Here is a 13,362-nt window from a genome sequence, read left to right as displayed (position 1 = left end):
ATCCCGTCATCCCATGCGTCAGATGAGCTTTTCCGATTTCGAGTACGCCGGTAAACGCAAGCAAACCCGTCGCGAGCGTTTCCTGGCCGAGATGGAGCAGGTGGTTCCGTGGAGCGGATACGCCAGTTTGCTCGTCTGACGCTCAGCGCTGCGATCCCTGAAGACACAAAGATCATGAATTTCCGGCACCTGCTGGAAAAGCATCAGTTGGCGATGGGCATCATGAAAACCATCAACAATTCCCTGCGAGACAAAGGCCTGTCGTTGCGCCAGGGCACCATTGTCGACGCCACCATCATCCATGCACCTAGTTCGACCAAGACCAAGGACGGCAAGCGCGATTCCGAAATGCATCAGACGAAGAAGGTAATCAGTATTTCTTCGACATGAAGGCGCCTATTGGGGCTGATGCTGAGTCGGGACTGGTGCACCACGTCCACGGTACAGCGGCGAATGTGGCCGGTGTAACGGAGGTCGCTCACCTGTTGCATGGTGATGAAAATATCTGTGCCGACGCGGGTTATACCGGTGTGGAAAAGCGGCCGGAGCATGAAGGAAGGCCGGTGATCTGGCAGATTGCGGCTCGTCGGAGCACCTATAAACACTCGAGCAAACGAAGTGTGCTCTACAAGGCCAGACGTAAGATCGAGAAGGTCAAAGCGCAGGTGCGAGCGAAAGTCGAACATCCATTCCGTGTGATCAAGCGCCAATTCGGCTATGTGTAAACCCGTTTCCGTGGCTTGGCCAAGAACACGGCGCAACTGATCACGCTGTTTGCCCTGTCGAATCTGTGGAGGGTGCGCCGGCAATTATTGCCGGCCGCGGGAGAGGTGCGCCCGTGAGGACAGAAACCAAGGCCATGCCTTAGACTTTGTCTGAAAAGCCTTGATACTCGGTGATGCTGCGTTGAAAACCGCCTGGATCGCCAGCCCGGTCGGAATGCTCATTTACAACCTGTAAAGTCGAGCGCGACTCCGACCGTTCCTCGGCGGTTTTCGCCTTGCCTGACCTTCGTCTCAAGACTTTTCAAACAAAGCCTAGTTATCCAATAGTCAGCGGCTGAAAATCGGGCTATTCGGCATGCCCAAACCGTCCATTTGAGGTGATGGGCCACTTGTTCGGAATTTCCCTAAGCAGTGATTTTTAGACAGCACGCGTCAAAAGTGGTAGCTGGCTTAGTTTGAAATGTATAAGTTCGTCATGCCAGCTCCACCTTCCCGCAGACAAGCCAGCTTCGACGTCCGATAGTTAAGTTTTGGCAGGCAGACCCGAACTCACAGAACTCCGAGCGTATTGATAGCGCTTCATGGGCCGCTGAGGTCGGTTACGTCGACGGACATAGCGTTCACAAGCGCCCTGCCATACAGCATCGCGTACTCTTGGCATCTCTGGATGCGTTTCTCCAGGATCATGCTTGACCATCACTCTGCAAGCTTGCGGTTTGGCTTTTATCCATGCAAGTGGTCGTTTGATCTACAACAGTGCGGGTTTTCAGGTCTTTCCAATGAATCGGAATGACAGATGTGCAGTACACCGCCCTTTTAAAACTGATGCGCGGGAAGTCACGGGCGATCCATTTTCCTTTTCCTGCGAAATCTATCGGGATATTTTTCGATCCGCGATGTGACCGCTCACACCACTAGTCGAGGTGACGGCTGCGCCGATGCGGCAGAAGCAACGAGATTCTGCCCCCATATCACTTCAAGCTGCGTCAGCCACAACACGTGCTGTGAGGGCAGGACCGAGGCCCCGCCCGAGAGGTCTATCAGCAGGCCTGGGGTGTCTCACCGCGAGACAGGCGACGATCGATGTCCTCGATGACTCCCGGTAGGTCGGCGATGGTGTCGATCAGATAGTGCGGGCGGGAAGGCTCGAACATTTTGGCGATGCGCACACGCTCATCAGCCAGCTTGTCCGAAGGCAGCGCTTTGTAGCGCTCGTAGGACAGCCCCATGGCGTTGCCCGAACAGGTCAAGGCTACTGTCCACATCCCAGCCTTTCGACCTTCCAGGATGCCAGGCCAGGTGTCGTCCACCTTTACGCAGGCTGCGACATCATCGATGCCCAAGGCGATGACGTTGGCCAGTGCTTGGGAGGGCCAGGGTCGCCCATTGGGTGTTTCGTCCGTGGCCACGACATGATCGGCGACGTAGCCGTTTTGCCTGGCCAACTCCACCACTTTGTCCATTACAACTTTCGGGTAGCCGGAGCAGGAGCCGACCTTGAGGCCTCTATTGCGCACCTCGGCGATGGTTTGCAATGCCCCCGGAATCAACGTCGAATGAACGGCGATCTTTTCGATCTGCAGCGGCATGAAGCGGTTGTACAGAGCTGTCACATCGTCATCGGTAGGCGTGTGGCCGAACACTTTGCGATAACGTTCGGCAATTTCAGGAATGTTGCACAGTGTGCGGATGTGATCCCACTTGCCCATGCCCATGGGGCCACGGGCTTCTTCCAGCGAGACCGCCACCCCGAACTCGGCGAACGCTTCGACGAAGATCTGCGTCGGTGCGAAAGAGCCGAAATCGACGACCGTGCCGGCCCAATCTAGGACTACGGCTTGCAGTTTCGATGGAGTTTCATATTTCATGGACGTTGCTCCAGTGAGAGTTTAAAGGACAGGTCGAGTTCAGGAATGGGTGCCAAGCGCGGCCGGTTGTTCGGGTGTGGGATGCAACGCCGTGTTTCCCACCGTCTTGGGACGAGTGTTCCAGAATGGAATCAACATTGACGCGGCCAGCAGTGCGGCACCTGTGAACACCAGGAATATAGTGGTGGTGTCGAAATAACCGGGGAGCAGCCCCCAAGCACTGCCCCCACCGATCCACAGCCGTTGACGAAGCCGGTGGCAGACCCTGCGCCACCCTTGCTGCCAAAATCGATGGCTGCCGAGCCGCTGATCATGGAGTCCGGCCCGTACAGGCAGATGCCTATCACGAACAGCATGCCCACCACCCCATACAGACTGCCGCTCTGCATGACCGGCACTAACAGTGCCAGGCAGACTGTTAGCAGTACTAGGCTAAGAACGCAGGCAGGGATGCGACGGGCGCCGAAGTATTTGTCCGAGACAATCCCGATCAGAATAGGTCCAACCAACCCGGCCACTTCAAAAGAGGTCGGTACGATGGCCGAGGCAACCTTGCCAATGTCGGGCATGCGCTCATAGATAATGACCGGCCCCCAGAACAGGATGGCGTAGCGGGCTGGCTTAAGCATGAAATAGGCCAACCCCAAGAACAGCACGGTTCGGTTCTTTAGCACCGTAAACAAACCGGCCCACGGACTTTTGCGAGGCGCAGTTGAGGTGCCGACCGGTTCAACTTCGATCTCGGCGGGCCTCAGCCCCACGTCTTCCGGACGATTACGCTGCAACAGGAAGAACAGCACAGCAACCACCAGCACAACGGCGGCACTGCTGAAGAACGCCAAGCGCCAATCGTGATAAGCCTCGTACGCCCACCAGCCTGTGAACGGTGTCGCCACCAGCCCGCCGAACGCGTAGGAAGTACTCCAGTAGCCCAGTACACGGCCACGCTCCTGAGTACTGAAGAAGCTGCCTACGTTCTTGCAGAGCCCCGACCAGCCCGTGGACTGGGCAAGCCCTTGAATCAGCATGCAGGAAGCGAAGATCGGCAGGGTCGCGTAAGTGCCCATGAGCGCGGCGGCCACCGCGGAGATGACCAGTCCGCTGAGTACCACGATCCTTGGGCCGAAGCGGTCGGAGAAGCCACCCCACAGAAACTGCCCCACGGCATAGGCCATCAGATAGAGGGCGTCCAGATTGGCCATCATGGCCTTTTCAAGCATGAAATCCGGGTCTTCGCCGATACCTAGCTTAGCGACGGAAAACGCCTTGCGTGTGAAGTAGAAAGTGGCATAGGCGACCCAGGTGATAATAAAGATCTGCACTCGCCATCGTTGAAGCGACTTCCAGCCTGTTGGTTGCGGGCTTGCATGATTGTTCATGGTGTTCTGATCCCGTAGTGGGTGGCAGACAGCGCAAGGTTATTGGCTTTATCGTTTTCGAGATTGATCAGTGCATCCATGCCACCTCCTCGTGCACAGCCCGCAACTGGGCAAAGTCACATTTGTGAAGGTGCGGCGCTCGCTTCCGCCAGGCACTGCCTGGCGGAACTAGGCAGTTGAACGGTTGAAAAAAGGTCCTTGCTCAAGGCGGCAATCCACTTGCTTTCGCTCGGGTCAACGGGGCCCTAAGGGCGGTGCGCTCAAGCCGTGGCGTGCGACATGTCGATCCTCATCGCCGCGAGGCTGTCAGCGATGGCCCGCAGCAATTGATGGATGACGTATTCATCGATCTGACCGATACAGCCAATACGGAAACTCTCTGCGACGGTGAGTTTACCGGGATAAATAATGAAGTTGCGCGACTTCAGTTCATCGTAAAAACGCTTGAATTCGAAGTTCGGATGTTCAGGGCTGAAGAATGTGGTGATGATGGGCGATAGCCACTGGTCCTCGAGTAACGTCTTGAAGCCCAACCTGCGCATCCCGGCCACCAATACGTCACGGTTGCGGGTGTAGCGTGTCAGCCGCCCCTGCACGCCACCTTCAGCTTCGTGCTGCTCCAGTGCCTTGAGGAAGGCTACTACGGAGTGGGTCGGTGGGGTGAAGCGCCACTGGCCGGTTTTCTCCATGTAGACCCATTGTTCATGGAGGTCCAAACTAAGAGAGTTGGCGCGGCCTTTTGCGGCTTCCAGAACAGAGCGCCGAATGATGACAAAGCCGAATCCAGGGATACCCTCGATGCATTTGTTGGCCGAAGAGACCATCACGTCGAACGCAATTTCCTGGATGGTCAGGGGCACAGCGCCGAAGGTACTCATGGCATCGATAATCAGGCCCTTGCCATGGGCCTGTACCACCTTGGAGATTTCATGCAGGGGGTTGAGGATGCCCGAGCTGGTCTCGCAGTGGACGAGAAACACGTGGGTCAAGTCCGGATTGGCTTTGAGCAGCTTGTCCACTTCCTCGGGCTGCGGTGGCAGATAGTCGCCCTTGTCGAGGGTGAGAAAAGCGCGGCCGAGATACTCGAGGGTCTTCGTGGCGCGCTGGCCGTAAGCACCATTCATCAACACCAACGCTTTGCCGTCACGCGGTATGGCAGCGGCAAGCGCCGCTTCGACCGAGTAGCTGCCACTGCCCTGCAGTGGCACGCAGGTGAAACTGTCGTCTTTTACACCCGCCATGGCCAGCAGCCGCTTACGAACTTCCATCGTTACTTCGTTGAAGGCCTTATCCCATGAGCCCCAGTCGCGGAGCATGGACTCCTTGGTGGCTTTGGACGTGGTCAATGGTCCTGGGGTTAGCAGGTAAGGCTCGCCCAGTGCGGGGGCCTCCAGGGCTCGGTAGGTGCTAAGCTCAGCTTTAGTCATGATCTTCTCCAGCAGCGTTGTTTTATAAGGAGTGATATGTGAGCTGATAAAAACATCTGTTTACGGTTAAATAAAATCACTTCTGGCCACACGATGCATAAGCAAGACTTATTGTTGAGGGTCCTTCGATCAAGTCGTTACGGCTATCTTCGTGTGCTGAGATAGCCTCCAGTCCGAAGGCCCTCTTCAAGCCCGCCATCCCATGAGCCAGATGAGCTTTTTCGATTTCGAGTACGCCGGTAAGCGCAAGCGGACCCGTCGCGAGCGCTTCATGGACGAGATGGAACAGGTGGTTTCCTAGAGCGGATTAGTAGCGTTGATAGAGCCTCACTCCCAAAGGCTGGCGGCAAGCCGTATCCACTGGAAACCAGGCTGCGCATTCACCTCATGAATTTCCGGCACCTGCCGCAGGAGCACCAGTAGCCGGCGGACATTCGTAGCCGCTATAGCCGAGGCCGCTCCGCAGGCACGGACGAAGATCGAACACCCTTACGTGTGATCAGACGGCAAATCGGCTACCTGAGAGGCGATCAGGCTGCCTGGGGGTGGTTGCTGCCGGAAGTAGCTATCCACGCCCGCGAAAATCGCATCGGCAATTTTGCGCTGGTGACGTGTGTCGTGCAGCCGTCGACAATCCGAGACGTTGGAAATAAAACCTGTTTCGACCAGAATCGATGGTATAGCGGCGGACTTGAGAACCGCGAACCCAGCCTGCTCAACCTTCGCCTGATGCAGCCTCGAAACCTGCCTCAACTGCGAAAGCACCTGATGGCCGAGATCCAAGCTGGTTGAAATTGTGGCATTCATCGACATGTCGAGTAGCACACCCGCAACCATCGGATCTTTTTTCCTTAGCTTGACGGCCAAGCCGCCACCGACAGAATCAGCACCGTTTTCTCGCTGAGCCATCCAACGCGCCATTGAAGAACTGGCGCCATTGTGCGACAGCGCAAAGACTGATGCCCCTGAAGCGTTAAGTCGTGGGGCGGCATCAGCATGAATAGAAACGAACAGATCAGCGTTCAGACGCTGGGCCACCTCCGCTCGCTTACGTAGCGGAATGAAGATATCGCCGGAGCGCACGAGCCGAGCTTTGTAACCCTTCCGGGCATCAATTCGTTTAGCCAGCAGCGTAGCAATCTGGAGTGCAACAATCTTCTCCTGCTCCCCTTTTGCACCAACTGCACCCGGGTCTTTGCCGCCATGTCCCGCATCAATGACGACCAGGAGGTCTCGATTGACCCTCCCCTTTGCTCGTACCGGTGAGGGCTGACTAGCGGTCGCGACGACGTTTTCCTTGACCGGCAGATCAGGAAGCAACAGCTCCAACTCACGCCCATTGGCTGAGAGAGGCCGAAGCTTCCCTTGGATACCTGACTTGGCCAGATCCAAGACAATTCTCAGATCCCCGTGGGTGTTTTTCCGCTACGCACAGCGCGGATCGGTGTACCGTCGAGCAAGAGACCGTCCAACGTCGTATCAAGTGCAGCGTGCTGAAGATCAAGTACTAAGCGCGGCGGAGAATCCAAGCTGAAGCTGTTTGCAACCACCGGGCCGCTCAGGTCAAGCACAAGCTTGGTAGATCCCCCGAACGAACGACGCTCACCCGCCGAACTGCCTGGGACGCCTGCGCAGCGAACGAGGCCGGCAGCGCTAGACCAGCCAAGATAAATTTCAACAAACGCCGTCTGTCCATACACCTTCCCCACATTCAGAAATTTCCGCCGGCCAGACAGAATCTCGGCATTTCATACGCCTTCTCCCGTCTGGAGCCCTTACACGCCCTTGAGATTTTTTGTGGCGCCCCTTTAATGTTACGTTATAACATTGCATAAATAGATGTTAAGATTTACTTTCTCACGTCCGACGGGGGGCCGCATGCAATTGACCACCAATCAGCAACGGGGGCTGGCAACCCTTCGACAGTCGAGCAAGCCGCTAAGCACATATAACATCCTTGGACACTTGAAGAGCGAGGGCTTGAAAACGCCCCCCCAGATTAACCGAGCACTCGGTCGTACCGCCGAAGGCAGTTTGGTGCAGTGCCTGGGATCTCTTGATGCCTATGTGAGATCTGCCCCTCTTCCACCGAGCGAGATTCAAGGGCGCTCGCAATCTGCGACTCATGCGGCCCCGTCGATGAGTTCATCTCCCCATCGCTCAACCGATACCTCGGCACCTGGATCAAGCAAAACGTGCTTTCCCTGGGCAGCACAACCATAGAGCTCCATGGGAAAAATGCGCGACTTGTAGCAAGCCCAATCGCACCTCTGACAGTTAGCACTAACGATTCCCTATTTTCGTCACCCCTTTCAGTGAGGCTTCCTGATGACAGCCCAACATTCAAGTGAAGCGCCAAAGCTTCCTGTGACAGTCCTTTCTGGATTTCTGGGAGCCGGTAAAACCACGCTGCTGAACCACATTTTGAACAACCGTGAAGGTCGACGGGTCGCGGTCATTGTCAATGACATGAGTGACGTCAACATCGATGCTGCGTTGGTTCGTGAGGGAGGTGCAGAGCTTTCCCGTACCGATGAGAAGCTGATTGAAATGAGCAACGGCTGCATCTGCTGCACCCTGCGTGAAGACCTGCTGCTTGAGGTAGATCGGCTCGCCAAAGAAGGACGATTCGATCAGCTAGTCATTGAGTCCACTGGCATTTCTGAACCACTCCCCGTAGCGGAGACCTTCACCTTTGAAGGTGAAGATGGTCGCAGCCTCGGGGAGGTAGCTCAACTCGACACCATGGTCACCGTGGTGGATTCGTTCAATTTCCTCCGCGACTACAGCTCGCGCGACAGCTTGCAGGCGCGAGGTGAATCGCTGGGAGAAGAGGATGTTCGCACCGTAGTGGATCTGCTGATCGAGCAGATCGAGTTCTGCGATGTGATCGTTCTCAACAAGATTGATCTGATCAGTGAGGATGAGCGGCAACAACTCATCGCGATCCTCAACAGCCTGAATCCTCGGGCAAAGATCGAGATCTCAGAGTTTGGCAAAGTCCCTCTGGATCGTGTGCTCAACACGGGATTGTTCGACTTCGACGAGGCCTCGCGAGCCCCCGGCTGGCTGCAGGAAATGCGAGGTGCACATACACCTGAAACGGCAGAGTATGGGATACGCAGCTTCGTATACCGCGCCCGTCGACCATTCAATCCCGAACGATTTCATAAGCTGGTAGAGCGTGAATGGCCAGGCGTCGTGCGTTCAAAAGGCTATTTCTGGCTCGCCAGCGAGCCGGCGATGGCGGGCAACTGGTCGCAAGCAGGCGCAGTGGCCCGACATGGCCCAGCGGGCTACTGGTGGGCAGCCATTCCACAAGACCGCTGGCCGACGGATACCGAGTCCGTCGAGAACATTCGCGCCAAGTGGGACAAGGACGTGGGCGATGCACGACAAGAACTCGTGCTCATCGGCATGGGCATGGATGAGCCCGCGCTGCGCGCAAGCTTCGATGCCTGCTTGCTCACCGATGAAGAAATGGCGTTAGGACCGAAGGGCTGGATGAAATTGGCCAACCCACTTCCAGGCTGGAACTGAATTGAAAGAGCCCTCCTGTCATGGGAGGGCCAGGCACCTGCGGACATACTAAATGAGCGTACACCTACCCGACGTTTCCGTCACCGACCTTGCCCCGACCCTTGGCCCCCTGGAATGGGTTGGCATGCAAGGTATTGACATACCGGTGACGATTGACGAAGCGGGCTATCACCGCGAGCTTCATGCCAGAGCGGACGTACAAGTCGATTTACCTGCCCCCAAGTCAAGGGGATCCACATGTCCCGGCTCTATCGCCTGCTGGACAGATGGGGAGAGGATTGTCACATCTCACCAACGCATGTTCGCGAGTTGCTCAGCAGCATGATCGACAGCCATCTCGATTGTGACAGCCGAAGCGCTCGTCTTCAGCTGGACTTTGATCTCCTCGTGCGCAGACCGGCACTAGTCACCGAGGGTTTGTCTGGCTGGAAATCGTACCCAGTGAACGTGAATGCATCCTTGGTAGAGGGCACTTTTTCCTTGAACGTTGAAGCCACGATTGGCTACTCCTCAACGTGCCCCTGTTCAGCGGCATTGTCGCGCCAGTTAGTGGAAGAAAGCTTCCTGAAAGCGTTCACAAATCAATCCGCAGTTGAACCCGCGATCGTGGCGCAATGGCTGCGTGCAAACGCATCCATAGCAACTCCACATAGCCAGCGGAGCGAGGCGCGTGTCTCTGTATTAATTGATCAAGAAGCTGCCAACCTGGGCCTCCTTTCGTTGATCAACTCGGTAGAGAACGCGCTGGGTACGCCAGTGCAGACCGCGGTGAAACGAGCCGACGAACAAGTCTTCGCAGCGCTGAATGGACAGAATCTCATGTTCGTAGAAGATGCCGCACGGCGAATTCGTGCAGCCCTTTCGAACTACCGAGCCCCAAAAGTCCACGTCAGGCACCTGGAAAGCCTGCATCCTCATGACGCTGCTGCGTGGTCTGCTCCTCACCGGCATGAGGCTGATCATGGGAAGTGAAGCGCAACGTTCGTTGATCCCCGTCACCCTGCTGACTGGATTCCTAGGCAGCGGCAAAACGACATTGCTAAACCAATTGGTGAGGCAGCCGGCATTTGCCAACACGCTGATCATCATCAACGAATTTGGTGAGATGGCTCTCGACCATCTTCTGGTTGCCCACAGTCACAGTAATGAGAACATCGTTATGGAGATGGGCAGCGGCTGCGTCTGCTGCACCATCCGCGGAGACCTTGTACAGACGTTGCGAGACATCACATGGCGTTTCTCGCGGAAGGGGAACCGCCAGTTTGACCGTGTACTGATCGAAACGACCGGCTTGGCCGATCCTGCACCGATCATCCACACGCTCATGACGCATGCTCAAATTACGCCAAAGTATCGGCTCGAGGGTGTAATCGCGACAGTCGACCTGGCCACTGGAATGGGAACGCTTGATGGTCATCAGAAGGCGATCAAGCCAGCAGCCATGGCTGACGTGCTGCTGCTCACCAAAGGTGACCTCGGGGGTCCAGAACACAGGGCCAATCTGCTTGAGCGGCTCGCCGACATCAATCCAGTAGCACCTCGATGGGAAATCCAGAACGGCGACCTGCAGGCTGAGAAGATTCTTGGTTTGGGCCTGTTCACTCACGAGGGTAAGTCGCCCGATGTTGAAGGCTGGTTGGACGAGCACGCATACAAGGCCAGCGCTGCTCCAAAGTTCCGAGTCGCACCTCAGTCTAAGAACGGTATGAATCAAGGGCTGTTCTCTGCAGGCTTGCGAGCACCTCAACGGGATGTAAACCGCCACAGCGACCGAATTCGTGCGTTTTGCTTCACCATTGACAATCCCATCAGTGAACTTGCTTTGGAATGCTGGCTCGAGGTGTTAACGACCTTGCTGGGGAACAACATCCTACGGGTCAAAGGCATCCTCAACGCTAAGAGACGAGACACGCCAATCGGACTTCATGGCGTGCAACACATCTTCCATCCGCCCACACCACTTCCTGGCTGGCCGACTGACGATCGGCGTTCCCGCTTGGTCTTCATCACCCAAGATGTGACACCAGAGATGATTGAGGCGACGTTCAGAGCCTTTAGAGAAAAGACAGGACATATAGAAGGCATCAGCGTATGAAGTCGAGCATCCACCTTTACAACACCCTCACCCGCCAGAAAGAGGCGTTGCGCACAGAGCAGCCTGATCGCGTGACCATGTATGTATGTGGCCCTACCGTCTACAACTATGCGCACATCGGCAATGCCAGACCCGCTGTTGTCTTCGACATCCTTGCCAGAGTCCTGCGCCACGAGTTTAACGAGGTCGTCTACGCACGGAATTTCACGGACGTGGACGACAAGATCAATGCGGCCGCAATCGCGTCAAACTCTCCCATAGCAGACATCACAAGCCGCTTCATCGATGCCTACCATGAAGACATGGCAGCCCTGGGAGTCGCCTCACCCGACCTGGAACCACGTGTTACCGACCATATTCCAGAGATCATCGCGCTGATCAAACGACTGGTTGATCGCGGCCATGCCTACGTCGAGCAAGAGCATGTGCTCTTCCATGTTCCTTCGTACCCCGCGTACGGCCAGCTATCAGGACGCTCACCCCAGGGCATGTTGGCGGGGGCAAGGGTCGAGGTAGCACCCTATAAGCGCAGTCCTTTGGACTTCGTTCTCTGGAAACCCTCGACCTCTGAAATGCCCGGCTGGAACAGCCCTTGGGGACGAGGTAGACCAGGATGGCATGTAGAGTGCTCTGCCATGATCGGTCGACACCTGGGCCATACCATCGACATTCATGGCGGAGGCCAAGACCTTATTTTCCCTCACCACGAGAATGAGATTGCTCAGGGCTCTTGTGCGAACGACGCACTCTACTGCCGCACGTGGGTGCACAACAGCTTCGTTACCGTCGATGGGCAGAAGATGTCCAAATCACTGGGCAACGTATTGCTAGTCCGAGATCTGCTTGCTCAGGCACCTGGAGAAGCGATTCGGTTCGCATTGCTGTCTACCCATTACCGCCGTCCGATGGACTGGAATACGCAGCGCCTGCAGTCTGCTGTCCAAACCCTGATTCGGTTCTATACCTCACTGTCGAAGGTCAGTTCGCTGGCCGCTTCTGCCGATGTGGCGCCGGACGACTACGTGCTGAATTCGTTAAAGAATGACTTGAGCGTGACCGAGGCACTGGCCCGGCTGCATGTAATCAGGTCGGAGCTCGATCAGGCGGAGACAGTTCAACTGCGGTCGCTAAATAAAGCACGGTTGCTCAGATCGGCTGGAATGCTCGGCCTGCTCCAGCAAGAGCCTCACACCGCCCTCGCTGCTTTGAACCCGCCAGTAGTGCCTTTGGACCAACCGCTGAGTCATCGACAGCATCTTGAGTCATTGCTGGAGGAAAGAAACAAAGCACGTAATGCGCGCGACTTCGCAAGAGCCGACGCCCTGCGTGACGAGTTGTTAGAGGCTGGCTTCAGCATCGAGGACAGCCCTGAAGGCTCCAAGCTGAGCCCGGTAGCAAGGAGCGTGATGTGAAGCGAGGACCGCACGCGATCTTGATTTCATTGGTGCGTGGCTACCAACTGTTCATCAGTCCAGTCTTAGGTCGTCGATGCCGATTTCACCCTTCATGCTCGCAATACTCGATAGAGGCGCTGCAAATTCATGGCGCGCTGATGGGCAGCTGGTTGACGCTAGGTCGGCTTTTGCGTTGCCACCCACTGCATCCCGGCGGATTTGACCCTGTACCGTCGAAAAGCAGCAAAGAAAAAGGTGGTACATGCTGATCCGTAAGCTATTCAAATTCGAAAACGCGCACATCGTGCGAGGCTGCAGCACCCGCCGCTGCTCTCACTCGATTCATGGGCACTCCTACAAAGTGGAGCTGCTCTTGCACGCTGACGCCCTGGATCACGGGCAGATGGTGTACGACTTTGGGCTGCTTAAAGGGGACGTTGGTGAATTGATCGACGCTTTCGATCACGCCGTCGCGATCTGGTCCAAGGATGATCCTGACTACATTGCGTCCATCCGCAGGCATTCAGAGCGATGGGTACTCATCCCCGTGTCACCGAGTGCTGAGCAGTTCTCCAGATTGATCTTCCGCTTGGTGGAAACGGCCTTGGAGAACACCGAAATGAAGAACGGTGAATCCGGTGTTCAGCTTCACTCTGTGATCGTGCACGAAACCGAAACAGGGTATGCGCAGTGCTTCCGCGAGGATGTTGTGAACCCCCGTATGGGCTTGATTGATCTCGACCTCATTGAGTTCTCTCCCGCGATCACTGCCCAGTGGACTGACCCAAAGCTGTACGAACGTCTGAAGTCGAAGCCCTGCATGATCCAGGCCGAGCTGGAAGGTTTGTATAGCTGATGCCCTGCACGAGTAGCCGGACTCACAGCTTAGAACTTGCAGCCCACCTCATTCATGACCAGGGCGTCCGCTAGCGGA

At 56.2% G+C, this 13,362-nt stretch carries 8 protein-coding genes and 5 pseudogenes; 9 read left to right on the top strand and 4 right to left on the bottom strand.

Annotated elements, in window-relative coordinates:
- Positions 1-13: 13 nt before the first annotated feature.
- Positions 14-842, top strand: a pseudogene (locus GKC70_RS09830) (IS5 family transposase).
- 572 nt (positions 843-1,414) lie between these two features.
- Positions 1,415-1,627, top strand: a complete 213-nt coding sequence (locus GKC70_RS09825; RefSeq protein ID WP_342651189.1) for a hypothetical protein — start codon at positions 1,415-1,417, stop codon at positions 1,625-1,627.
- A 138-nt stretch (positions 1,628-1,765) separates the two neighbouring features.
- Here the strand turns inward: GKC70_RS09825 and phnX are convergent, their stop codons facing one another.
- The 3 genes and pseudogenes from phnX to GKC70_RS09810 all read right to left on the bottom strand — a co-directional run bounded on the left by phnX (position 1,766) and on the right by GKC70_RS09810 (position 5,399).
- Positions 1,766-2,593: a phosphonoacetaldehyde hydrolase gene (phnX, locus tag GKC70_RS09820; protein ID WP_342651188.1), complete on the bottom strand. Its 828-nt coding sequence runs from the start codon at positions 2,591-2,593 to the stop codon at positions 1,766-1,768.
- Between the two features lie 39 nt (positions 2,594-2,632).
- Positions 2,633-3,972: pseudogene (locus GKC70_RS09815) on the bottom strand (MFS transporter).
- A gap of 260 nt (positions 3,973-4,232) precedes the next feature.
- Positions 4,233-5,399 carry a 2-aminoethylphosphonate--pyruvate transaminase gene (locus tag GKC70_RS09810; RefSeq protein WP_342651187.1) on the bottom strand — a complete coding sequence of 389 codons (1,167 nt, stop codon included), beginning with the start codon at positions 5,397-5,399 and terminating at the stop codon, positions 4,233-4,235.
- Positions 5,400-5,601: 202 nt separating this feature from the next.
- Between GKC70_RS09810 and GKC70_RS09805 the strand changes: the two are divergent.
- Positions 5,602-5,789 (top strand): annotated as a pseudogene (locus GKC70_RS09805) (IS5/IS1182 family transposase); the annotation flags it as partial.
- A 99-nt stretch (positions 5,790-5,888) separates the two neighbouring features.
- Here the strand turns inward: GKC70_RS09805 and GKC70_RS09800 are convergent.
- A pseudogene (locus GKC70_RS09800) lies at positions 5,889-7,095 on the bottom strand (N-acetylmuramoyl-L-alanine amidase).
- 632 nt (positions 7,096-7,727) lie between these two features.
- On the opposite strand from GKC70_RS09800, the gene zigA reads away from it, so the two are divergent.
- The 6 genes and pseudogenes from zigA to GKC70_RS09770 all read left to right on the top strand — a co-directional run bounded on the left by zigA (position 7,728) and on the right by GKC70_RS09770 (position 13,284).
- Positions 7,728-8,939 carry a zinc metallochaperone GTPase ZigA gene (gene zigA, locus GKC70_RS09795; RefSeq protein WP_342651186.1) on the top strand — a complete coding sequence of 404 codons (1,212 nt, stop codon included), beginning with the start codon at positions 7,728-7,730 and terminating at the stop codon, positions 8,937-8,939.
- A gap of 52 nt (positions 8,940-8,991) precedes the next feature.
- A pseudogene (gene folE2 / locus GKC70_RS09790) lies at positions 8,992-9,911 on the top strand (GTP cyclohydrolase FolE2).
- A complete protein-coding gene (locus tag GKC70_RS09785) occupies positions 9,856-11,034 on the top strand; it encodes a GTP-binding protein (protein WP_342651185.1) in 1,179 nt (392 codons plus the stop codon). Before folE2 ends, GKC70_RS09785 begins: the two are co-directional and overlap by 56 nt.
- Complete coding sequence (gene cysS / locus GKC70_RS09780; protein WP_342651184.1) at positions 11,031-12,446, top strand: cysteine--tRNA ligase; 1,416 nt, start codon at positions 11,031-11,033, stop codon at positions 12,444-12,446. Before GKC70_RS09785 ends, cysS begins: the two co-directional genes overlap by 4 nt.
- A 17-nt stretch (positions 12,447-12,463) precedes the next feature.
- Positions 12,464-12,697 carry a membrane protein insertion efficiency factor YidD gene (gene yidD, locus GKC70_RS09775; protein WP_342651495.1) on the top strand — a complete coding sequence of 78 codons (234 nt, stop codon included), beginning with the start codon at positions 12,464-12,466 and terminating at the stop codon, positions 12,695-12,697.
- Entirely contained in the window at positions 12,691-13,284 is a 594-nt protein-coding gene (locus GKC70_RS09770) for a 6-carboxytetrahydropterin synthase (RefSeq protein ID WP_342651183.1), read from the top strand. Before yidD ends, GKC70_RS09770 begins: the two co-directional genes overlap by 7 nt.
- Positions 13,285-13,362 lie beyond the last annotated feature (78 nt).

It is taken from the genome of Pseudomonas sp. REB1044 (assembly GCF_038813925.1).
GTDB lineage: Bacteria > Pseudomonadota > Gammaproteobacteria > Pseudomonadales > Pseudomonadaceae > Aquipseudomonas > Aquipseudomonas boreofloridensis.
Note: the sequence above shows the minus strand (reverse complement) of the source record. Positions and strands in the feature narration are given on the sequence as shown.

Bases quoted from the DNA above. Each gene is read 5' to 3' on its own strand.
- phnX (WP_342651188.1), bottom strand. From the start codon at position 2,593: ATGAAATATGAAACTCCATCGAAACTGCAAGCCGTAGTCCTAGATTGG.
- GKC70_RS09810 (WP_342651187.1), bottom strand. From the start codon at position 5,399: ATGACTAAAGCTGAGCTTAGCACCTACCGAGCCCTGGAGGCCCCCGCA.
- zigA (WP_342651186.1), top strand. From the start codon at position 7,728: ATGACAGCCCAACATTCAAGTGAAGCGCCAAAGCTTCCTGTGACAGTC.
- GKC70_RS09785 (WP_342651185.1), top strand. From the start codon at position 9,856: ATGACGCTGCTGCGTGGTCTGCTCCTCACCGGCATGAGGCTGATCATG.
- cysS (WP_342651184.1), top strand. From the start codon at position 11,031: ATGAAGTCGAGCATCCACCTTTACAACACCCTCACCCGCCAGAAAGAG.
- GKC70_RS09770 (WP_342651183.1), top strand. From the start codon at position 12,691: ATGCTGATCCGTAAGCTATTCAAATTCGAAAACGCGCACATCGTGCGA.